This is a genomic window from Acidobacteriota bacterium (assembly GCA_038040445.1).
Classification (GTDB): Bacteria; Acidobacteriota; Blastocatellia; order UBA7656; family UBA7656; genus Onstottus_A; species Onstottus_A frigus.
Genome location: JBBPIG010000006.1, coordinates 259,446 through 281,293, shown reverse-complemented (window position 1 = coordinate 281,293; position 21,848 = coordinate 259,446). Strand labels below are relative to the sequence as shown.

Below are 21,848 nucleotides of genomic sequence, written 5' to 3'. Positions count from 1 at the left end.
AATCTTTATTTATTTCTTCTCGCTTCTATATTCCTAGTACTATGCTTTTGCTCCTGTTGGATACTATATCTGCAAGCGCCACGGTGAACGCCTTATTGAACGGTAGGTTTCATGGCTCGGTACTTGTCAATACTTCCATCGCCATACTTGACGTCAAGATGAGCGAACCCATTCATTGTGTCGTAGCGCCGAATCCAAGCCCAAGCATCATCGATCTTGATCTCTAGTTGAACGACAAATTCTAATACGTCGTTGCCGTCTGTTACGAAGCGAACTTGTTGTCGCATATCGAAGTCTAAGTCTATCGTATAGTACAACCGGCCCGGCCCTTCCTTGCTCAGCGTCAGTTTCTCCCGGGTTGTTGCGATAATCCGGTATCCCAAATCCCAGGCGTGACGTACTAGCAAATCTGGCAGAACATTCGACTCATACAAATAACGTTCGGCTCACACTATGGAGGAAGCGATGAAACGTCTTCGCAAGCTAACTGTCATAATCACACAACTGGCTCTGGTGGCCGCCTTCACGTTCTCATCCGTCACGGCAAAGAACAACGGCCGCGATGCGATCGCCCAGGAAGACCTGAAAGAGTGGTTGACCTATCTGGCGTCCGATGAGCTCGAAGGCCGCAACACCTACACCGAAGGTCTTGGCCTCGCCGCCGCCTACATCGCCGAGCACCTCCGGTCCTGGCGCGTCAAACCCGGCGGCCCGAACCGCTCCTACTTTCAACGCGTGGCCGTGCTCGGCATCAAGAGCGACAATCGCTCGACGATTACCGTAGAAGCGGGCGGACAAACACGCACCTTCAAGAACAAAGAAGGAATGACTTTCCCCTCGAACGTTGGGGGGAAACGAACATTCACCTCTGATCAGATCGAGTTCGTGGGCTACGGCTTGAACGCGCCGCTGGCCAACTATAACGACTTCGCCGGCAAGAACGTCAAAGGCAAAACTGTTGTTTGGCTCGGAACCACCGGGCCTAAGGGCCTTGAAGCTCGGCAGTATTTTCGCGCGCTCGGTGGCCGCTCACGCTACGCCACTGAGCAAGTGGGAGCCGTTGCAAGCATAGGCGTCGGCGGAGGTCGACGAGGCCAGGGTCAAGCGGCTGGAGCTCAGGGACAGAGTGGGCAGGGTCAAGGTCAGGGTCAAGGTCAGGGTCAGGGTCAAGGGCAAGGTCAGGGTCTAGGGCAAGGTCAGGGTGGCGGCCCTCCTGGTGGCAATCAGTTTGGCGGAGGCCAGGCCGACGGCTCTGACTTCACAACAGTCCAGCGGTTAGACAACCCGATTCCACCCGCGGTCACCGCTCAGGATGACTTCTTCGAATTTCTGTTCACCGGCGCGGATATGAAGTACGCCGAGTTGAAAGAGAAAGCCGCCAAAGGAGAACCACTGCCGGGTTTTGCTCTGAAGAACGTGCGAATCACTTTCAACATAGACGCAAACTATCAGACAGTGCGCACCCAATACACTCGCAACGTGGTCGGCATCATCGAGGGCTCCGATGCGAAACTCAAGGACACATACGTCGCGTTCGGCGCGCACTACGATCACGTTGGTTATAACGAGGGTGAACCAACTCAAGCCGGGAACCCGCCGAGAGGCATTAGACCTCCGGGCCGAGTGACTGAAGGCGCAACCGGCGATCGCGTATGGAACGGCGCGGACGATGACGGCTCGGGAACCGTGGCGATGATGGGTATGGCGAAAGCATTCGCCACCGGGCCAAAGCTTCGGCGGTCACTCGTTTTCGTTTGGCACTCCGGCGAGGAGAGAGGACTGTGGGGCTCACGCTACTTCGCGGACTATCCAACGGTGCCGATGGACAAGATAGTCGCCCAGATAAACATGGACATGGTTGGGCGCAACCGCGACAACAAAGCTGAGGAATCCAGCACGGTATATGTCGTCGGTTCGGACCGAATAAGCACCGAGTTTCACAACGTAACCGTTGATGCGAACGGCGCGCTTGCGAAGCCGCTGAAGCTCGACTACGAGATGAACGATCCGACGGACCTCGAGCAGATCTACTATCGCAGCGATCACTACAGCTACGCGGCTAAGGGAGTGCCGATCGTGTTCCTGACGACCGGTCTGCATCCCGACTATCACACAAATACTGACAGCGTCGAGAAGATCAACTTCGACAAGATGGCGCGCATTGGACAGTACGCCTACGAAATCGGAGCGCGCACGGCGAATATGGATCATCCGCCCGGTCGTGATAATCTGGGCCCGCGCGTTGGCAAAACTGTGTCGGGCAAACTGAAGCTGTAGCTCCATCAAAACGAATTAAACCCGAAATCGGCATGGCTCGACCGGTAGAATTGAAGGGCCGGTTGCAGCCGGCTCTTCTTTTCCTGATTGGCCCTTCGTCTCTGAACGCCCCTAAGACCTCGATGCACGCAATGCCGCAAGCTCCTCGCCAAGTTGATCCAGCCTCTCGAGCACTTCAGCATGACGTGCCCCTTCGGGCGAAGGCTTCTTTCCGATGAACGCGAATGTTCCACCCGGTTCGAGCACCGCGCGATCGACTTCATCGAGCGAACCAAAGCCTTGCTTGTGCGCGGCCGACTCGAGTTCGGACAAGGTTATCAGTTCTTTCTTCAGCCGGTCGTGTCTTATCTGTCCTACCTGGATCAACACGTCGGAATCGCCCTCGACCAGCCGGTCAAGCTTCTCGTGCTTGAAAAGAAATCTCACGACAATGTAGTTCACCGCCAGCAGTGTCGTCGCGCCGATCAACCCGCCTGTCACAGAGTTGTCGTTGCCGATGATCGCGTTCTGCACTGTGTTCGACAACGTCAGCAGCACTATCAGATCAAACGGGTTCAGTTGGGCCAGTTCGCGCTTACCGGCAAGCCTCAGTCCGATGACCAGAAAGAAATAGACCATCAGCGGCCGGACGATCTTCTCGATGATAGAGATGTCGGGGTGAAATAGATCGCTCCAGATCTTCGAATCCATTTTCGCGGTGCTCCGTTCAAACGAGTGTTGGGAGAGTATCCAGAGAACCATAGTGCAGCTCAGGTCGCAACCAGTCTTCGTGTGGAGACTGAGGAATCCCACCTCTGCGCAGGATTGGCTGCTTTTGCGGCCTTTGCGACTTGCCGGCTTTGCGAGAAACGGGTTCGCGGCAAACCGTTCTCGCAAAGCCGCAAAGAACGCTAAGAAGCTGCTGCTGGTTAAGTGAACCGGGTTCGTTGATCACGCCTGACAGTGAGAGCAGAAGTGCGCGGTGCGCCCGCCGATCGTTTTCTTCTCGATCGGCTGACCGCAGACTCCGCACAACGCTCCGCGCGCGTCGCGCGATACCAAAAAGTCCGACGGGAAGTCCTCATCGCCAGCCGTTTGAATCGAGCGCCTCAGCACGCGGCGCGTCGCGCGGTGAATACGCTTGATCTCTTCTACGCTCAATCTTGATGCGAGGCGATCGGGGCGGACTCCCGCTTCAAACAGGATCTCATCCGCGTAGATGTTGCCCACTCCCGCGATCATCTTCTGATCCATTAGCAGGGGCTTGATCTGACGCCGGGGCCGTTCTTCGATCAGACGTTCGAGAAAAGCAAGACTGAAAGCGACGCCTAATGGCTCCGGTCCCATCTCTCGAAGAGCGGGAACCTGCGCGAGGTTATCGACCAGCATCACGCGGCAGATTTTCCGCGGGCAGGTGAAGGCTAGCCGCCAACCGTTGGTGAGCACGAATTCGATGCGGGTGTAATCGGGCCGCTCTCCCGAGAGTTTGTAGTAGCCGAGGTCGCCGCCCATTCCGAAATGCAGAATCAGCGAGCGGCCATCATCGAGAGCAACGATCAAATACTTGCCGCGACGCAATGCGTCTACGAAACATCGCCCGCGCAAGCCCCGCTCGAATGCCCGAGCCGAGGGGTTCTTTATCATGTTGGGCGCGGTGATGATCACTCGTTCGACGCACTGGCCGAGCGCATTGCGTCTAAAATAAAGAAGCCGGGTTTCTACTTCAGGAAGTTCGGGCATAGGAAAGAGTGATGCGTGATTCGTGAGACCAACAAGATACCGTCCGCGCACGCTCATCTCGTTTCACGGATCACGCATCACGGTTACGCATCACGGTTCACGCATCGTTACTCGCGCCACATATTCTCGAACCGGGTGAACTCCTTGAGAAAGGCCAACTGTACCACGCCCGTTGGACCGTTGCGTTGTTTGCCGATGATCAGCTCGGCCATCCCCTGATTCTCGTCAGTCGGTTTGTACAGCTCTTCGCGGTATATGAAGCACACAACGTCACTGTCCTGTTCGATCGCGCCGCTCTCGCGCAAGTCGCTTAACTGAGGCTTGTGCTCGCTGCGCTGTTCAGGTGCGCGCGAAAGCTGTGACAGCGCGACTACCGGCACGTCCAGTTCTTTAGCCAGTCCTTTCAGGTCGCGCGAGATCTGAGAAACTTCTTGCTGTCGCGATTCGATTCGACCGCGGCCAGCCATCAGTTGCAGGTAATCAATGACCAGCAGATCCAGTCCGTGTTCTGCCTTCAACCGCCGGCACTTCGCTCGCATTTCCATTACGCTGACCGCGGCGGAGTCGTCGATAAAGACTTTCGTCTCGCACAGACGCCGCAACGCATCCGCGAGCCTCGCCCATTCCTCGCGATTGAGATAGCCGGTCCTCAGCCGGTGAGCATCGACCCTCGCTTCCGAGCAAAGCAATCGCGATACAAGTTGTTCGGCGGACATCTCGAGGCTGAATATCCCGACGACGTTTGCGTTCTTGGATGCGTACTGCGCCATGTTCAAAGCCAGCGCGGTCTTGCCCATCGACGGGCGAGCCGCGATCACGATCAGCTCCTGACGCTGGAGGCCCGAAGTCATTCGATCGAAGTCGGTGAAACCGGTCGGCACCCCGGTAATCATCTCGGGCCGGCCAGCCATCTGTTCGATCTGCTCGAGTCGGCGATGGGCGACGTCTCCGATGTATTGAAAACCCTGGCGCACGCGGTCTTCTGCAATCTGAAAGATCATCTGCTCGGCCTTGTCGATGATCACATCGGCGTCGTCTTCTTCTTCAAACGCGAGGGCGCTGATCTGATTGGAAGCGGTGATGAGCTTGCGCAACATCGACTTCGCCTTGACCAGCTTGGCGTACGGCTCGATGGTGTCGGTGCGCGGCACGCCGTCGATGAGCGACGCGATGTAGGTGGCGCCGCCGATCTGTTCGAACTCGCCGGCGCGACGCAGCTCATCGCTGAGGGTAATCAAATCGATCGGCATGAGGCGCTCGGAGAGCACAACCATCTTGTCGAAGATTCGGCGGTGGGAGTCGAGGAAGAAATCGTCGCGTCGCAGCAACTCGATGGCTTGATTGCAGACGGCGTTGTCCAGCAGGATTGCGCCGAGTATCGAGCGCTCAGCCTCGACGTTGGACGGGAGGCCTTTATCGAAAAATGGGTCACCCGTTGCCGCTCGCGTCATAGGGAGGGTCACTCTTTTGGAAGAGAACGGCCTTCGGTGCCTATCGCAAGCTACGCACTAGCCTTCTTCTCGGTAAACGTCGCTGGTATTAAGTCTCCGAATATCGCGTTATCCGGCCTCGGTGAGGCCGCCGCGCAACAGAACCTCGTTGTAGTTCAGATAGATCTCAGGATACCTCGGCCTTAGGACCTCACGTATGGCTTCTTCTGTGCACTATCTATTCGCCACAAACAAAGGCCGCCATTTCGCGCACTGCTACATTCCGTGCGCGCGATGATACCAACAACTGCCAACCGCGTCCAGCAGTATGTAGGCATGGCCCGGTAGCTATCTCAGTGCGAGAATCAATCTCTATTGGAGTGAGGGGCGGCCACGGAGCGCCGCCCTTACATGCTACTCCTCGGTTGTTTCCGCATTCGCTTCAGGAGCCTGGGCTGCGTCCGCGGATGTCTCGACGTCGACTTGTTCGGCTGGCGTGGAGTCGGCTTCTGGAGCCGCTTCTGGGGCCGCTTCTGGGGCGCCTTCTGGAGCCGCTTCTGCGGCGGCCTCGGGCTCCGCCTGGCCCTCCTTACGAACGAGCACCTTGATCGTAGGGCTGACGTCGCGGTGCAGCTTTATCGCCACGTCGTAGTCGCCAACTTCCTTGATGTGCTCGCGCAAAGCGATCCTGCGCCGCTCGACGGAGACGCCGCGTTCCTTGAGCGCCTCGGCTATGTCGAGCGCGGTCACCGATCCGAAAAGAATCCCGTGCTCGCCGACGCGCCGATCGAAGCGCAGCTCGATACCCTGCAGCTTATCGGCTTCTGATTGAGCCGACACTCGCTCGCGCTGTTCACGTTTAGCGAGCAGGCGCCGTTGCTCATCGATCATTTTCTTGTTGCCGGCGCTGGCCTTGATTGCCAGGCCTTGCGGCAGCAGGTAGTTTCGCCCGTAACCCGCGCGCACGCGCACCACTTGCCCGCGCTGCCCGAGGTTATCTACGTCATCACAAAGCAGTACATCCATATGTGCCATTTGATAAGTCCTCGCTAACGGTCAGTAGTCCGTAGTCCGTAGTCCGTAGCCGACTTTGCCACGGACTACGAACCAGGGACTACGGACTAATCCAAGGTGAACGGCAGAATCGCGGCGTTCCGCGCCCGCTTGATCGCGGTGGCCAGCATCCGCTGATGCGGCGCGCAGGTGCCGGATATTCGCCGCGGCAATATCTTGCCGCGCTCGGGTATGTAGCTCCCAAGCAGCCGGCCGTCCTTGTAATCTATGTAATCAACCTTGTCGGCGCAGAATCGGCACGATTTGCGCGCGCGAATAAAGCGCCGCCCGCCCTGTCCGCCGCCCTGCCTCGAGCCGCCTCTGTCGTCGCGGCGGCCATGATCTCTCTGATCGCTGCTCATAACTCGGCTCCCTCCCCTTCGGCGTCATCTTCTTCGTCACTAATCGGGAGAACAGGCTCAGCCGCCGGGCGGCGGCCGCGTCGACTGCCGGCGCTTGCCGCGGCGCGCGCAACGCGGCGTTCACGGAACTTCTCGGCGCGCTTCAAGTCTTCGTCTATCCGGATGGTGATGTAGCGGATAACCGCGTCGGTAACCCGCATGCGGCGCTCGAGTTCGGCGATCTCCGCGCCGCTTCCCTCGACGGTGAACACTACATAGTGGCCGTCGTTGAATTTGCCGATGGGGTAGGCGAGCTTGCGGCGGCCCATTCGATCGATCTTCGCGATCCGGGCCCCCTGGTTGGTTGCGACGTCACTCAATTGAGTGACAAGCGTATCGATGTCGCTCTCCTCGATGTTGGGAGCGACGATAAACAGCACCTCATAGACTCTCATCAGAGAGTATCCTCCTTTTGGATTACTTCGCTCGCCGCCGCAACCGGATTCCAATTTCAAATCTGAGATTCGAAGTCGAGCTATTCCGTCGCGGCCCGCGACGCTTCGGTTAAGCCCCGGCCTCTCGTGCCGGAGCAAGGAGATTCACTGTAGAACCTCTTGAGAAAGAACAGAGAGTGACATGTTCAGAGTCCAAGATCGAGGATAGAGGATAGAGGATCGAAGATCGCACGCGATCATCTATCCTCGATCCTCAATCTTCGACCTTCAACTCGCTACAGTTCACTCTTCACTCGCTCGTTGAACCGAGCCATTGCCCGTTCAACGCCTTCGGTCAGAATCGTCTCCACGGCGTCGGCGCCACGATCAAGCGTTTCGTCCAGCTCGTCGCGGTCACGTTTGCGAATGGGCGACAGCACAAAACTCGAAAGATCATCGAGCGGATGATCGGGCTTTACGCCGAGTCTCACTCGGGCGAACTCTTGAGTGCCTGCTCGTTCAATGATCGACTTCAAGCCCTTCTGCCCGCCCGCGCTTCCCCGCGCCCGCACTCGAATCATCCCGAATGGAAGCGCGACGTCGTCGCTGGCCACGATCAGGTTTGCCGGTTGGCCTTCGCCGTAGCGGTCGAGCAAAGGGCGAACCGCGTCGCCGCTCAAGTTCATGTAAGTCTGCGGCTTTGCCAACAACACTCGCTGGCCCGCCAGCATGACCTCCGTCACCTTAGCGCTCGATTCGGAGCGAAAGCGGCGGCCGCCTGCTCGCGCGAACAATCTGTCAATGAGCATAAACCCGAGATTATGCCGGGTCATCTCGTATTCTCGCCCCGGATTCCCGAGCCCGACTATCAGCTTCATCGTCCGTGGTCCGTGGTCCGTAGTCCGTGGTCCGTCGCCAGTTGTTAGGTTCTTCATCGCTACGGACTACTGACCACTGACTACGGACAATGTACTATTCTTCGTCAGCCTTGCCCTTCTTGATCACCTCGGGCTCAGCGGTCGCGGCGGCCTCACCCTCAACAACTTCAGCAACGGGCACAACCTCTTCGATCATTCGCGGAGCCAGCACGCCGGCGACTATCTGATGTTCATCGACGAGCAACTTGACCTTCTCGCGGTCATAGATCAGGTCCGCCACGGTCACATGATCGCCGATCTGAAGGTGTGAAACATCGACCCTCAGATGCTCCGGTATGTCTCCCGGCAGGCACTCGACGTCGATCTCGCGGAGCTGAAGCTCCAGTATGCCGCCCTCGCTCTTGACGCCAGGGGGCTCGCCAATCGTTTCAACCGAGACGCTCACCCTCGTCGTCGTCGTCATCGATAACCGTAACAGGTCTGCGTGCAGCAAGCGGCCCTTGACCGGATCAACTTGATAGTCCTTGATGATCACGTTGGCCGGTTCGCCGTCGGCTTGCGGGAGCGCGAGCTTGAAGATGGTGTTGTGACCCGAACCCGAGCGCAGTATGGTGGCGATCTCTTTCGCGCTCACGGCCACCGCAACCGCGTCTCCGCCTTCGCCATAGACCGCGGCGGGAATCATCCCTTGCGCGCGCAGCCTGCGAGCCGGGCCCTTGCCCACTCCCTCGCGAGCGCGTGCATTGATCGTTATGTCCTTAATCATTATCTATGACTCCCAACGTGAAGCGTGATGCGTGATGCGTTCGTTCCTATCCCGCATCACGTTTCACGGTTCATTCTCAAATAAACAACCTGCTGACCGACGTCTCGTCGTGTATCGAAAGAATAGCTTCAGCCAGTAGTTTTGCCACGCTCAAACACTTGATCTTTCGCGACCCGCTAGCAAGTCCGTCCGGAATAGTGTTAGTGACTACCAACTGCTCGATCGGCGACTGCTCGATTCGCTCAACGGCTGTTCCGCTCAGCACCGCGTGCGTCGCCGAAGCCAGCACCGACTTCGCGCCATTTTCCTTGAGCGCTTCGGCTGCTTTCACCAGCGTGCCGGCTGTGTCGACCATATCGTCCACAATCAGCGCGGTGCGTCCCGCAACCTCGCCGATGACGTTAAGCACTTCAACTTCCCCCATGCGCTCGTAGTCGCGGCGTTTGTCGATGATTGCCAGCTCCGCATCCAGGCGTTTCGCATAAGCCCGCGCGCGTTCGACGCCTCCCGCATCAGGCGCGACTACGGTGAGGTTCGGCAGCTCCAACGCTTGAAAATGCCCGACCAACACAGGCGCTGCGAACAGGTGGTCCGCCGGTATATCAAAGAACCCTTGAATCTGACCCGCGTGCAGATCGAACAGCAGCACCCGGTCCGCGCCAGCCTCGGTTATCAGGTTGGCGAGCAGCTTCGACGAGATCGGCACTCGCGGCCGGTCCTTGCGATCCTTGCGCGCGTAGCCGTAGTACGGTATCACCGCGGTGATTCGCTTCGCCGACGAGCGCCTGAACGCGTCGAGCATGATAAGCAGCTCCATCGCGTTCGAATCGACCGGCGGGCAGGTCGGCTGAACGAGGAAGCAATCTTCCCCACGCACGTTCTCCGAAATCTGAAAGTTGAATTCGCCGTCGGAGAAGCGCCCAACGGAAGCCCTGCCGATCTCGATCCCCAGGTGCTGGCAAATCTCTTCAGCGAGCGGCCGGTTCGCATTTCCTGAAAAGACCTTTATGTTCACACTGCCTCCACGAAAAAAACCTGTTCCGGGTTTCGGGTTCAAAGTTCGGGGTTCAACCCGGAACCCTGAACCAGGAACCCGAAACCAATCTTTTTGGCTGGGGAGGGAGGATTCGAACCTCCGAATGGCGGCTCCAAAGGCCGCTGCCTTACCGCTTGGCGACTCCCCAGTATTAAGCTGACAAGGATTAGACTGGAATTCGCCGCGTTAACGATTAAACCAACCCGCCACGAAACAGAGAATCGAGGATGGAAGATAGAGGATCGATCCTCTACCTTCCATCTTCGATCCTCCAGGCTAGGCTGCTCATTGGAAGATCGTGGCTTGATACTCGTGCCTGTCAACCGCGCGGACTCGCTGTGCCCAGTAGCCGAGCGCGCGCATCTCGGACTCGGCTTGCTCGGTCATCTGCGAATTATCAAAGACCCCAAAGACAGTTGCGCCGCTGCCGGACATCAGAGCGTGTCTCGCGCCGAGGCTTATGAGCCTGCGTTTGACTTCCGCGATTTCTGGGTGAGCGGCGAACACCACCTCTTCCAGATCGTTTCTCGCCACGAGCGGTAGCCCACTGATGCCTTTAGCGGCTAGTAAAGCAAAAGGTAGTTTAAGAGCCGCTTCTGACCTTGTCAACCGCGAAAGCTTTTCGTATGCGTCGCGGGTTGATACGGCGAAGCCTGGATTCACCAGCAGCAACTCTTCCGACTGAACTTGTTCAATCGAGTATACCTCTTCGCCGCGTCCGACACCGAGCGCCGTGCCTCCGATCAGAAAGAAAGGCACGTCCGATCCAAGGCTCGCCGCGATTCGAAATCGATTTCGTTCATCGATATCAAGCTGCCAGAGTTCGATCAGCGCGAGAAGCGTCGCCGCGGCGTTTGAAGACCCTCCACCCAACCCGGCAGCTACAGGGATGCGCTTCTCGATCTCGATGCGCGCGCCTTTTGAAGCACCCGCCGCTTCACGCAACAACGCCGCGGCCTTGAATGCGAGATTTGTTTCATCGCACGGGACTAGCGGATCATCGCAGATGATTTCGATTGCGTTGCTGGTTTCAGTGATGCGAAGCGAGTCGTGAAGCGAGACAGTCTGATAGATGGTTCGAAGTTCGTGAAAGTCATCCTCGCGCTTGAACAGCACGTCGAGCGTCCAATTGATCTTTGCGTAGGATTGGATCTGGATGGAGGACGGCATTTGGTTGGTAGCGGAAGTCTTGATTCAAATCTTATAGCTTTCCACGTCGCCTGTCCGACGCAATTCTACAGTGAAGATATAGCCTATCCCCCGCTATCAATCAGCATCAGCGCAGTTCGTGTGAGGGTCTAACTACTGTTTGAGAAAAATCTCCGTGAAGTACACCGTCCCATCCGACCTGATCCAGACGCCGATCGCGGTCAGCTTGAAATCAGGATCGAGAATGTTGCGTCGATGCCCCGGGCTCTCCATCCAACCGTGGAGGCTCGCCGCTACCGGGTTTATGTAGCCGTTCGAGTAAGCCAGGTTCTCACCCACCATTCGCCACCTGATGTCCGCGTCGTCGACTCTCTCACGAACGGTGCGCCCGTCGGGGTCGTTGTGAGAGAAGAAGCGCTCTTCGGCCATGCGGCGGCTGTACTCGCGAGCCACCGGCAGAAGGTCCTCATAAAAGTTGAGCCGAGGAAGCCCGCTGCGCCGGCGCACACGGTTGATTTCGTCCAGGCACTGCTGCTCGAGCGATTCAATCTCGCGAATGCGGCGGCTTGAAACGCGGGGCGTGGACTCGTCTTCTTCTGAAGTCGCGCGCTCAACGTGAGAATGTGTTGACTCGGCAGCGCGCGAGTCGCGGGCATTTCCTCGCGCAACTCGGCCGCCCCCGGCGACTCCGCCCTTCTGTAGCGAGCTGCCGGGTTGTGCCGCTGGCGGCGCCACCATCAACATCAACGCCGCGATGAAAAGAATTGCGCCAAGCTTGTTTCGCATAAAACAACCAGAGGGTTCGGGATTCAGGGTTCAGGGTTCAGGGTTCAGGGTTCAGGGTTCGTAAACGCTCTGCACTTCTATTGCAAGTAGAGGCTGAACCACACCCGGAACTCAGAACCCTGAACCCTGAACCGTTTCTTCTTACTTCTTCCCCAACTTCTCCTTGATCTTCTTTATCTCATCGGGCTCGGTCGCCAGTTTCAGCGCCTCTTCCCACTTTGCGCGAGCCTTATCCGTCTGTCCCTGTTTCTTGTACACATCGCCCAGATGATCGTGAATCGTTGCCGAGCGTTGCTGATAGATCACCGCTTGCTCCAAATACTTTTGCGCTTCGGCGAGCTTGCCCTGTCGATACAGCAGCCATCCGAGTGAATCCAGGAACGACCCGTTCGTCGGCTCGATGTTCACCGCGCGGCGTATAAGCGCTTCCGCTTCCGCAAGCCGCTCGTTTCGATCGGCAAGAAAGTAGCCGAGGTTGTTGAGAACCGTCGCGTTGTCCGGGTCGATCTCGAGCGCCTTTTTCAAGGTCGCCTCCGACTCTTTGTATTTTTTCTCCCGATCCTGAACGCTCGCCAGAGTCACCAGTGGACCGACGTCGTTGGGCTCCAGCGCGACTGCTTTGCGCGCGCTTTCTTCCGCTTCCTTCACCTGATTGGCCTCGAGCTGGACGCTCGACCAAAACAGGTAAACGTCCACGTCCTCGGGTCCGCTCTTGAGCATCGACTTCAGCGTTGCATCGGCGGTGGCCACATCCCCGAGGCGGCCCGCCGACTGCGCGCGATACAGCTTGAACGACCGCTCGTCGGGAAATCGCGCCGATGCATCGGTCGCCAACGCGAATGCTTCCTTGTATTTGCCCTCGTTGATCAACGTGTCCACGATGAGCTGATCCGCGCGCGGCCGGTCCTTTCCTACGACCTTCTTGATGCGTTCGAAGGTTTCCATCGCCTTGTCGCGCTTCCCAGCCATGCGGTAAGCGATCCCTATTCGCTGAAGCACAACCTCGGCGGCTTGCTTATCCTGCTCGCGATTGCCAACCGTGCCATCCGGATTGACGATCGAGGCAAGCGCGTCTTCGTAGGTCGAGATCGCCTTGTCAAACTGGAGCATCTCCTCGTGCGTCTCCGCCAGGGCGTAAACGACTGGCAGGCTGTCGGACACATCCTGTCCTTTGAGCGCCGTCTCGAGCAACTGCGCAGCCTCTTCGCGCTTGCCGGTTCTGCGCAACACATTGCTCTTCTCCCTGATCAGCGTCAGGTAAGTCGGCGTGTCTTTGCGGACGATCTTGATTAAAGGATCGAGCAGCTTGTTAGCTTCGTCGTAGCGTCCCGCGAACACCAACGCTTCCGCGTAGTCAATCAGGAGCGGGGAGTTTATTAGCACGCTGGTGCCCTCTTCATCCTTGTCCTTGTCTTCTGACGTCTTCGCTTCGGTTGCTTTCTTGTCCTCTTTGCTCGCCGTTTCCTTTATGCCGATGGCTTTCTTGTAGATGTCCAGAGCCTCTTGGGTCCGCCCGATGCGCAGCAGCGCTCTCGCCAGCAGGCCCGCGTACTGCGGCGATTTCGAATCTATGTCATAAGCCTTGCGGGCGGCAGCGGCGGCTTCGCGGAACTTGTTTCTCTGGTAGTAGAGCGTTGCCAGTTGATAGTGCGCGCGATCCGCTGTCGAGCTGCCTTCCGAAACGCGCTTCAGCGCTTCCAGCGCTTTATCCTGTTCGTCGAGCTCCCAATACAACGAACCGATGAGGCTGAGCACCGGCTGTTCTTGATCGCCTACTTCAATTTTCGCGGTCGGGCTCAGCCGAGCGATCTCCTCGAGTTCCTTGAGCGCAGCTCGAGCCTTTTCCTTTACCGTGGTTGTGCCGACGAAGGTCTGCGCAAGATAGATGCGCGCGAGGAGCTTGCGCACGTCTATGTTATCGGGCGCCAGCTTCATGGCTTCCCGGGCCTGGGCTTCGGCGTCGATGACGTTGCGGTTCTTCAGGTAGAGCGAACCAAGCGCCGTTCTCAACTCGACCGATTGCGGGTCAAGAGTCAGCGCTTCCTTGTAGGCCGCCACCGCGCCGGGATAATTGCCGGCCTGTTCCAGCCGCTGAGCCTCCAGGTATTTCTTCAGCGCGTCGGCGCGCTTGTCAGCGCTTTGCGCCGGCTTGTTGTCTTGAGCCTTGAACCCGGCTCCAAAGGCCCATTCCACGTTCGCCGCACTGGCGAGCGCCATCATCAGAGCAAGCGCTGCGCTGACTGTGAATTTGTTGTTTCTCAAAATTGCTCCCTTTCTATGCGGAAAAGTAACATAGACTTTAGTCTGTAGCAGCCACATCGATAGAATGATAATTCACCGGACACAGACTAAAGTCTATGCTACTTCCGGTCACAGGCCCAATCTGCCCTCACCCGCGCCTTCGGCCGTCGCGGAGAAATAGTCAACGGCTCGCTGCCAGGCCGACCTTCTCGGGTAGTTGTACAACGAGACCATCAGCGCAACAATACCCAGCCTTATAACATCGTTCTGATCGCCACCGAAGAAGGCAACCACCAGCGCGAGCACTCCGATGATTTCCGCTATAGCGGCGGCCAGGATCGTCGCATTCAGCAGGTGCTTGATTAGCCCTTCGGCCCCGCGCGTTGCGGCTACCACCTCGAGCTTCATCCTGTGCAACTGCGCGCGTCGAATCACGATTGAACCGATCGCCAGCCCCGCCGCCGCCGCGTAGAACCCGTAGGGCAGCTCCGTCCGCGTATTCCCCTTCCTGAGATTCAAGATCAAGAGCCCCACCCCCACATAGATGACTATGCTCATCGCGAAAGCCAGGACGAGGGTGAGAGCAGTCCTGTGAGCGGCGGCTACGCGGATGTTCAGCGATGCTGCTTGCTGAGCCTGTTCGGGGCTTCGCGTCACTCGCTGGCTCCCTTGACCAACCGCCCGTTCTCGAAAACGATGTCGTCATCCGTGTCCGGCTTGCCGTCCGCGCCGAGACTGATCAGGCGGTAGCTTGCGGCCGTGCCTTTATAACCGAATTCGCGCGACCAGGCATCGAGCCGAATAATCGTATTCAGGTATCGCGGGGCCAGATTATCCATCAGCGCCGAACCGGTATCGGCTTGAACGTACGAACCGTTGTCGCGGCGATAGGCTTCAAGCGCCGTCGCAACCGTGCGAAGCTCGGCGCCGGTCCTAAGCGCTTTCTCCTTGCGGAGCGCAGTCTGGATGAGCTCGATCGACTCCCACCGCCGGTCGCCGGCGCGCACCTCGACCGCTTGCCACTTGCCTTCTTTATCGGTCGTGAACCTGAACGCCGCGTCGAACTGGGCTTCGACTATAGCCTCGCTCCCCATGCCGCGGCTGATGTTCTTGATGTGTACGTTGTCGGATTTGTCAAACCCGAGCGCTTGCGCAATCTTCTCGCGAGCTTCACGCGCGCCGAGTTCTCGCGCATAGGCAACAATGCCGATCAAAGAGAGCGCCAGCGCCAACATCACCAGCGCACGCGGCTTGGGTTTCATTATTGTCCTCCGGCAACGGGTACAGGGGCTGTAGCTGCGGTCGAATCAGCTAACGAAGATAGTAACAAACGGCTGTTTCGAATGGCAATAATTCTTCTGGTTGGGTGCGGTTGCGAGGCCTGGGAGAGCAGCATCCCTCCCTCCCGTTGCTTTTGCGGGTCTTTGCGACTTTGCACGAAACTGGCGCTGTCTCAAGTCCAACTCCCGGGGGCCCGTCACCACTCAAATTCTGCCGGCGGAATTCGTCGGATAAACGTTTTGCCGCCTCGCCTAAGACTATGATCTTGAATGTGACTGCCGACTGGACAAACTTATCGCTCGCAAACTTATCGGGGGTCATGCCCGCGGCAAATTGCTGAATGTCCTGCGCGGCCAGCAGAATGTCCGCGGCGGTAGCATCATCTTTCCACGTAGATTGACAGCGCGGAACTTAACACGTGCTCACGGCGGATCCAGTTGCGATGACGTTCCATTTTCTCTCGTTCGATCAAATCCACTTTGCGGCCGAGCAAGGCAGAAAGTTCGTCGGCCATGTTGTTGTTAAGCCACGGACCGTACGCTCGATCTCTGCGAAAGGCCGGGCCCGGTGTGTAAAGAAAATCAATATCGCTGTCGGGTCGGAAGTCATCGCGAAGTGCCGAGCCGAAGAGTTCGAGTCTAACAATGCCCCAACGCCGGCAAAAATCAGCTCTCTCTTTTTGTGGTAGCTCGATGGTCATTTTCTTTGTCTTTCAGCGACTCGCAAATAGTATGCTTTGCGCTCCACGGATCGTCAATTTCGATGAAGTCCCTTCCTCTGTAGAGTCTCCCGACGGCTCAAACGCTCGCACCTAAGGAACCGACTGCCGCTTAGTAGGTCAAATGCCGGATGAAATGCTAACAGAATGTGGTGCGGTGCAGAAGTATCGATTCCTAAGTTTCAATTCCCCACCCGCAGTGGGTTTAGACGCTAATGGTCCGCATGAACGCACTGCTCAACGCATCCCCCCAGAGGCTGCGCAGAGTTGACTCGTGCTAGAATTTTGCTTCAATAAAAACGGAGCGGCTTAAAGCATCAACATCACAACCGACAGTTACTACGCTGAAATCTTCGGTCGCCTGTTTCAGAGCGCTGAGGTTGAGCGGCTTGCTTCTGAAATAAAGGCCGGTCGTCGCGTGGTCGTCGTGTCGGGTCTCGCCGGAAGCGCTCGCGCGCTGGTCTTAACAGCCCTCGAAAAGAAACTCGGCCGCCGCGTCGTGTTCGTTGCCCGCTCAAATCGCGAGGTCGAAGAGTTCCATTCCGACGTCAGCTTCTTCTACTGCGCGTTGAACGGCGTCAACACCAGCGAGTCGAGCGTTCTCACGATACCCGCCGTTGAAGCCGATCCTTATGACGGCACATCGCCTCACCTCGAAGTGCTCGAACAACGCGCGCTCGCGCTCTACCGTGCTACAAGAGGCGAAGCTCGAATCGTGCTTACATCGCTTGGCGCGCTTGCCGAGCGAACTATCTCGCCTGATCTGTTGAAAGCATCGAGCATCACCCTGCGCGCCGGCGAAGAAATGCCGCCGGAGCTGATCGTGGACCTCTTGATTGCCGCCGGCTATGTGCGCGAAGAACCAGTTGGCGCCGTCGGAGAGTTCAGCCTTCGCGGAGGCATTCTCGACGTCTTCTCGCCTGCTCACGACGCCCCGCACCGAATAGAGTTCTTCGGCGACGCGGTCGAATCGATACGCGAGTTCGATCCCGACACTCAACGCTCCGTCGGCCGCAAAACCGAATCGACGATCGTTCCAATGCGCGAGCTTTCTGTCCGGCGCGAAGAGTTCATGTCGTGGGCCGAGGCCGCCGCGCGCCATTGGGAAGACGATCGATTCCGCCGCGACCTTCGAGCGCGGCTCGCACACGCAGAACGAGGCGAGCCTTTTCCGGGTTGGGAGTATCTGATTCCGCTCACCCGGCCGCTTGCCTCTTCGGCGTTCGACTATTTCAAAGACGCGGTCCTGGTCATCGATGAACCGGTCGAGATCGAAAAGCGAGCGTCCGATCTGTACCGATATCTCGCGGACCGCTTCGCGCTCGCCGACGACGCCGGGGAACTGTCCCTGCCTCCTGACAAGTTGTTCCTGACCGCGGATGAGCTTCGAGCGCGCTTTGAAGCTGCGACGCGAATCGAGCTTCGGTTGCTCGGCCGCGACGCCGCCGCTACGGATGAACAGTTCAGTAGTATCGCAAGCTGCCAGCTTGCGGGTTCTGAGAGCCCTCCAGGTGGTTCTTCCCCGAGCCTCGCAAGCCGGCAGCGTGCGCCACTTTTCCTCTTCCCGATCGTGCCGTCCACTCCGGACATCTCAGCAATCTCTCAATCGCCGAGGCGGTATCACGGCCGCATCGCGGATCTTGCGCGCGACCTCGAATCGGAAACCCGCACGACATTGTTCGCGATGCCGAGCCTCGGATTAGCTGAGCGCGTAACCGAGATGCTCGCGGAGTACGCGATCACCGCCGAGCTGTTGCCGTCTCTAAATCCGAAGCAGCGTGAAAACGCAGCGCTCGCAGGCAATCGCATCGTCACCGTCGGCAAGCTCGCGAATGGGTTCACGCTTCCGGCGGCCGATCTGTCGGTGCTGACCGAGAGCGATGTCTTCGGCGACGTCGAACGCGTAGCCCTGCAACGAGCCGTTCCGAAGAAGGCGCGCAAGAAACGAACCGCTGCCGCGTTTCTCTCCGACCTCGGAGACTTGAAAGTCGAAGATTACGTCGTGCACGTAGACCACGGCGTCGGTCAGTTTCAAGGGCTTGTTCAGATGGCGACCGCCGGCGGACCAACAGGCAACGTAGCCGCCGGTCTAGAGCGAGCCCGCGGCGACATGCGCGAGTTCATGCTTCTAACCTACGCCGAAGGCTCGCGGCTCTATGTCCCGGTAGAGCGTTTGGATCTTGTCCAGCGTTATTCGGGAAGCGAAGGGCATCGTCCTCAACTCGATAAACTGGGCGGGCTCGGCTGGCAAAAAGCCAAGTCGCGGGCGCGCCGCGCGATGCGCGACATGGCCGAAGAGCTGTTGAAGCTCTACGCCGAACGCAAACTTGTTCAAGGTCACGCTTATGGCGCGGACACTCCGTGGCAACACGAGTTCGAAGACGCGTTCGAGTATCAGCTCACGCCCGATCAAGAGACCGCCATCGAAGACGTGAAGGAAGGCATGGAGAGTCCGCAGCCGATGGACCGTTTGATCGTCGGCGACGTCGGATACGGCAAGACGGAAGTGGCCATGAGAGCCGCTTTCAAGGCTGTGATGGAAGGCAAGCAGGTCGCAGTTCTCGCGCCCACGACCGTGCTGGTCTATCAGCACTGCAAGACTTTTCAGCAGCGGTTCAGCCCGTTCCCCGCGCGCATCGAAATGCTTTCGCGCTTTCGAAGTAACAAAGACATAAAGGACGTCGTGAAGGCGCTTGAAGCCGGGACGGTCGACGTCGTCATCGGCACTCACAGGCTTCTGTCGAAGGACATTCGCTTCAAAGACCTGGGTCTGCTGGTGGTCGATGAAGAGCAGCGGTTCGGAGTCGCACACAAAGAGCGAATCAAACAGATGCGCAAGAAGGTAGACGTGATCGCGATGTCGGCAACGCCGATTCCGAGGACGCTGAACATGTCGCTTGCGGGGTTGCGCGATATGTCGGTGATCGAAACGCCGCCGCGCGACCGGCTCGCGATTCAGACTCACGTGGTTCAGTTTTCGGAATCCGTCGTGCGGTCGGCCGTCGAGCTCGAGCTTCAACGCAGCGGGCAGGTTTTCTTCGTTCACAACCGCGTCGAAACGATCAACACGATTGCCGAGCTGATCTCGAGGCTCGTTCCTCAAGCGCGCCTCGGCGTTGGTCACGGGCAGATGGGCGAGAAGGAGCTTGAAGACGTCATCCTCAAATTCATTCGTCACGACCTTGATGTTCTGGTGTGCACAACGATCATTGAAAACGGCATCGACATACCGCTCGCGAATACTATCATCATCAACCGGGCGGATAAGTACGGTCTGGCGCAGCTCTATCAACTGCGCGGGCGAGTCGGGCGCTCGAACCGGCGGGCCTATTCGTATCTGCTAATCCCAGCCGAAGACACTTTGACCGACATCGCGCGCCGGCGGCTCGCCGCAATTCGAGAGTTCTCGGACCTCGGCGCGGGCTTTCGCATCGCCGCGCTCGACCTCGAGCTTCGAGGTGCGGGCAATCTGTTAGGCGCGCAGCAATCGGGACAGATCGACGCGATCGGGTTTGACCTTTACACGCAGATGCTCGAGCGCACGGTGAGGGAGATGAAGGGCGAGCCGGTTGAAGATGAAGTATCGACCGCGATCAATCTGGGCGTGGACATTCGAATACCCGAAGACTACATCTACGATATGAGCCAGCGGCTCCGGACGTATAAGCGCATCTCGTCAGCCGAGAGCGAAGCAGAACTGGCTGATGTACACGCGGAGATCGCTGACCGCTACGGCCCGATCCCGGAGACCATCGAGAACCTGTTCGAGTACTCACGTCTGCGGCGTGAGGCTTCGAAGTTGGGGATCATCTCGATCGACCGCGAAGCCGACCGGCTTGCAGTGAAGTTCACCGAGCAAGCGAAGATTAACCCGGACAAGTTGATTGCGCTTGTTTCATCCGGTTCCGCCAGCTTCGCCCCGAGCGGCGTGTTGAAGATCAAGCTCACCGCCGAAGATGACGCGGCGGTGTTTGATGAAGTGAGAGGGTTGTTGAATCAACTACGGTAGACAGACAAAAGAGCTTTTTCGCTAGCTTCCCGACGACTGCGCAGGTATGCTCTCGCAAACGAGATGATCACAAAGCTCACCGTCGAATCGTTCAAGTCCTTAGCGTCCGTCGAGGTCGAACTCGGACAAGTGAATGTGTTTATCGGGGCTAACGGGAGCGGTAAAAGCAACCTGCTTGAAGCCCTCGGCGTTCTCGGGGCCGCAGCGTCTGGACGGGTCGACGACGAGTCGCTGCGAAGGCGTGGCGTTCGCCCCGGCGTGCCAAAACTCTACAAGTCGGCGTTCCCGCGCCGAAAGGGAGAAAAAGAAACCCCTCATATTCTGTTTGAAGCTGAGCAAAACGGTGCTAGGTACAGAGTGTCGCTATGCAATCCGATTAATGACCCGAGTCCAGCCTGGCAGTATGAGACTGAGCTCCTAGAACGCCAGCCGAATGACAAGTTTGTCGCGCGATCTCCCGAAGACACGCATTTGAATCTGGAACAGGGGCTTGCTGCGTTGAAAGTAGTTGAATTGAGCAACGGCGATCCGGCGCTGAGACTATTTGACGATCTACGTGGCTACCGCATCTACTGCGCAAACACTCCTACGCTTCGTGGGGCGCCAGATCTGCAATCGCGCGAGCCGCTTGGTCTCTCCGGTGGTCGACTGGCCGATGCCATCAGAGAAATCAGGGGGGCGCGGAAGGGCAACAAACGTCTGAGAGGCGCCTTTAAGGAAGCGATTTCATTGATTGACTGGGCGAAGAACGTTGAGTCAGCGGGGTCCCACTCTGTTCCTCTCTCACCATCCGCAACTTCGCCAAAGCGGGTTGTTCAATTTACCGATCGCTTCATGGCGGAGGACCGAAATGCCTTAACCGGCTATGACGCTAGTGAGGGTGCGCTTTATGTCCTTTTCGCAGCAGTTCTTGCTCTTCATCCAAAGGTCCCTAGCTGCTTCGCGATCGACAACCTCGACCAAGCATTGAATCCACGCCTTTCTATGCGGCTTGCAGAGGCTTTATGTCGATGGCTACTTGACTCGCCAGACCCCAAGCAGGTTCTTTTGACCACACACAATCCTGTCGCGCTCGATGGCCTACCTTTAACGGATGACCGCGTGCGACTGTTCACGGTGGATCGCGACAATAGAGGGCACACGGTCGTGCGCAGAGTTGAGTTGACCAAGGCCTTGCGCGCCAAAGCGGATGAGGGATGGCCCCTGTCGCGGATGTGGGTAAACAAGTTAATCGGTGGAGTTCCGAATGTCTGAGCCTTTGAGACTAGCTCTCGTCGCGGAGGGGCCAACCGACAGGGTGGTCATCGAGGCGGCGATTTCGTCCATGCTCGATCCGCGACCGTTCATCCTGAACCAATTGCAGCCAGAGGAGTCTCTAGCCTTCTTCCCAACGGGCGGATTCGGCCAATTTGGGGGAGGATGGGGAGGCGTTTACCGATGGTGTCGACAAGCAACCGCCCGCAGTGGAGGCTCCTTGGACGCTGATCCTTTGTTCGAATTCCACGACATTCTTGTAATCCACCTCGACGCCGATGTCGCGGATAAAACTTATAATAGCGCTAACATACAAGACAACTCTGGCGATTTGCCTTGCGCTCAACCATGTCCTCCACCTCGTGCGACCACTGACCGCCTTATGAGAGTTCTCTTGCGATGGGTAGGCGAAATAGGACCGCCAGACCGCACAGTGCTCTGCACTCCGTCCAAGAGTACCGAGGCCTGGGTTCTGG

18 protein-coding genes, 1 tRNA gene and 1 pseudogene are annotated in these 21,848 nt (G+C 57.9%); 4 read left to right on the top strand and 16 right to left on the bottom strand.

Going from position 1 to position 21,848, the window contains the following annotated elements; genetic code table 11:
• Nucleotides 1-227 (top strand): hypothetical protein (locus tag AABO57_09190; protein MEK6285899.1); only part of this gene is annotated, 227 nt, incomplete at its 5' end.
• Between the two features lie 238 nt (nt 228-465).
• Nucleotides 466-2,277: a M28 family peptidase gene (locus tag AABO57_09185; protein ID MEK6285898.1), complete on the top strand. Its 1,812-nt coding sequence runs from the start codon at nt 466-468 to the stop codon at nt 2,275-2,277.
• A gap of 111 nt (nt 2,278-2,388) precedes the next feature.
• Here the strand turns inward: AABO57_09185 and AABO57_09180 are convergent, their stop codons facing one another.
• From AABO57_09180 to AABO57_09105, 16 genes and pseudogenes are all read right to left on the bottom strand, one after another.
• A complete protein-coding gene (locus tag AABO57_09180) occupies nt 2,389-2,967 on the bottom strand; it encodes a YetF domain-containing protein (GenBank protein ID MEK6285897.1) in 579 nt (192 codons plus the stop codon).
• Between the two features lie 240 nt (nt 2,968-3,207).
• Nucleotides 3,208-3,996 (bottom strand): DNA-formamidopyrimidine glycosylase, encoded by a 789-nt coding sequence (mutM, locus tag AABO57_09175; protein ID MEK6285896.1) that lies wholly within the window; start codon nt 3,994-3,996, stop codon nt 3,208-3,210.
• A gap of 107 nt (nt 3,997-4,103) precedes the next feature.
• Nucleotides 4,104-5,447: a replicative DNA helicase gene (gene dnaB / locus AABO57_09170; protein ID MEK6285895.1), complete on the bottom strand. Its 1,344-nt coding sequence runs from the start codon at nt 5,445-5,447 to the stop codon at nt 4,104-4,106.
• A gap of 393 nt (nt 5,448-5,840) precedes the next feature.
• Entirely contained in the window at nt 5,841-6,461 is a 621-nt protein-coding gene (gene rplI / locus AABO57_09165; protein MEK6285894.1) for a 50S ribosomal protein L9, read from the bottom strand.
• An 86-nt stretch (nt 6,462-6,547) separates the two neighbouring features.
• Nucleotides 6,548-6,832, bottom strand: a pseudogene (rpsR, locus tag AABO57_09160) (30S ribosomal protein S18).
• A gap of 5 nt (nt 6,833-6,837) precedes the next feature.
• The gene (gene rpsF, locus AABO57_09155) at nt 6,838-7,275 is read right to left on the bottom strand and encodes a 30S ribosomal protein S6 (GenBank protein MEK6285893.1); all 438 of its coding nucleotides are present in this window, start codon (nt 7,273-7,275) and stop codon (nt 6,838-6,840) included.
• A gap of 275 nt (nt 7,276-7,550) precedes the next feature.
• Nucleotides 7,551-8,189 (bottom strand): aminoacyl-tRNA hydrolase, encoded by a 639-nt coding sequence (gene pth / locus AABO57_09150; GenBank protein ID MEK6285892.1) that lies wholly within the window; start codon nt 8,187-8,189, stop codon nt 7,551-7,553.
• A gap of 37 nt (nt 8,190-8,226) precedes the next feature.
• Nucleotides 8,227-8,898: a 50S ribosomal protein L25 gene (locus tag AABO57_09145; GenBank protein MEK6285891.1), complete on the bottom strand. Its 672-nt coding sequence runs from the start codon at nt 8,896-8,898 to the stop codon at nt 8,227-8,229.
• A gap of 76 nt (nt 8,899-8,974) precedes the next feature.
• On the bottom strand, nt 8,975-9,907 hold the full coding sequence (locus tag AABO57_09140) for a ribose-phosphate pyrophosphokinase (GenBank protein ID MEK6285890.1): 933 nt from the start codon (nt 9,905-9,907) through the stop codon (nt 8,975-8,977).
• Between the two features lie 100 nt (nt 9,908-10,007).
• A tRNA-Gln gene (locus AABO57_09135) sits at nt 10,008-10,082 on the bottom strand.
• Between the two features lie 137 nt (nt 10,083-10,219).
• A complete protein-coding gene (gene ispE / locus AABO57_09130) occupies nt 10,220-11,104 on the bottom strand; it encodes a 4-(cytidine 5'-diphospho)-2-C-methyl-D-erythritol kinase (protein ID MEK6285889.1) in 885 nt (294 codons plus the stop codon).
• A gap of 132 nt (nt 11,105-11,236) precedes the next feature.
• Nucleotides 11,237-11,869 (bottom strand): CAP domain-containing protein, encoded by a 633-nt coding sequence (locus AABO57_09125; GenBank protein ID MEK6285888.1) that lies wholly within the window; start codon nt 11,867-11,869, stop codon nt 11,237-11,239.
• Between the two features lie 141 nt (nt 11,870-12,010).
• A complete protein-coding gene (locus tag AABO57_09120; protein MEK6285887.1) occupies nt 12,011-14,131 on the bottom strand; it encodes a tetratricopeptide repeat protein in 2,121 nt (706 codons plus the stop codon).
• Between the two features lie 108 nt (nt 14,132-14,239).
• On the bottom strand, nt 14,240-14,767 hold the full coding sequence (locus tag AABO57_09115) for a hypothetical protein (protein MEK6285886.1): 528 nt from the start codon (nt 14,765-14,767) through the stop codon (nt 14,240-14,242).
• The gene (locus tag AABO57_09110; protein MEK6285885.1) at nt 14,764-15,372 is read right to left on the bottom strand and encodes a type II secretion system protein GspG; all 609 of its coding nucleotides are present in this window, start codon (nt 15,370-15,372) and stop codon (nt 14,764-14,766) included. Before AABO57_09110 ends, AABO57_09115 begins: the two co-directional genes overlap by 4 nt.
• A 398-nt stretch (nt 15,373-15,770) precedes the next feature.
• Entirely contained in the window at nt 15,771-16,091 is a 321-nt protein-coding gene (locus AABO57_09105; GenBank protein ID MEK6285884.1) for a nucleotidyltransferase domain-containing protein, read from the bottom strand.
• A gap of 436 nt (nt 16,092-16,527) precedes the next feature.
• Here AABO57_09105 and mfd point away from each other — a divergent pair, with 436 nt between their 5' ends.
• Together mfd and AABO57_09095 are read left to right on the top strand one after the other, a co-directional pair.
• Nucleotides 16,528-20,118, top strand: a complete 3,591-nt coding sequence (mfd, locus tag AABO57_09100; GenBank protein MEK6285883.1) for a transcription-repair coupling factor — start codon at nt 16,528-16,530, stop codon at nt 20,116-20,118.
• Nucleotides 20,119-20,181: 63 nt separating this feature from the next.
• The gene (locus AABO57_09095; GenBank protein ID MEK6285882.1) at nt 20,182-21,372 is read left to right on the top strand and encodes an AAA family ATPase; all 1,191 of its coding nucleotides are present in this window, start codon (nt 20,182-20,184) and stop codon (nt 21,370-21,372) included.
• Nucleotides 21,373-21,848: the final 476 nt, after the last annotated feature.

Coding starts and splice junctions, on each gene's coding strand:
- AABO57_09185 (MEK6285898.1), top strand. CDS start 466: ATGAAACGTCTTCGCAAGCTAACTGTCATAATCACACAACTGGCTCTG.
- AABO57_09180 (MEK6285897.1), bottom strand. CDS start 2,967: ATGGATTCGAAGATCTGGAGCGATCTATTTCACCCCGACATCTCTATC.
- mutM (MEK6285896.1), bottom strand. CDS start 3,996: ATGCCCGAACTTCCTGAAGTAGAAACCCGGCTTCTTTATTTTAGACGC.
- dnaB (MEK6285895.1), bottom strand. CDS start 5,447: ATGACGCGAGCGGCAACGGGTGACCCATTTTTCGATAAAGGCCTCCCG.
- rplI (MEK6285894.1), bottom strand. CDS start 6,461: ATGGCACATATGGATGTACTGCTTTGTGATGACGTAGATAACCTCGGG.
- rpsF (MEK6285893.1), bottom strand. CDS start 7,275: ATGAGAGTCTATGAGGTGCTGTTTATCGTCGCTCCCAACATCGAGGAG.
- pth (MEK6285892.1), bottom strand. CDS start 8,189: ATGAAGAACCTAACAACTGGCGACGGACCACGGACTACGGACCACGGA.
- AABO57_09145 (MEK6285891.1), bottom strand. CDS start 8,898: ATGATTAAGGACATAACGATCAATGCACGCGCTCGCGAGGGAGTGGGC.
- ispE (MEK6285889.1), bottom strand. CDS start 11,104: ATGCCGTCCTCCATCCAGATCCAATCCTACGCAAAGATCAATTGGACG.
- AABO57_09125 (MEK6285888.1), bottom strand. CDS start 11,869: ATGCGAAACAAGCTTGGCGCAATTCTTTTCATCGCGGCGTTGATGTTG.
- AABO57_09110 (MEK6285885.1), bottom strand. CDS start 15,372: ATGAAACCCAAGCCGCGTGCGCTGGTGATGTTGGCGCTGGCGCTCTCT.
- AABO57_09105 (MEK6285884.1), bottom strand. CDS start 16,091: ATGACCATCGAGCTACCACAAAAAGAGAGAGCTGATTTTTGCCGGCGT.
- AABO57_09095 (MEK6285882.1), top strand. CDS start 20,182: ATGATCACAAAGCTCACCGTCGAATCGTTCAAGTCCTTAGCGTCCGTC.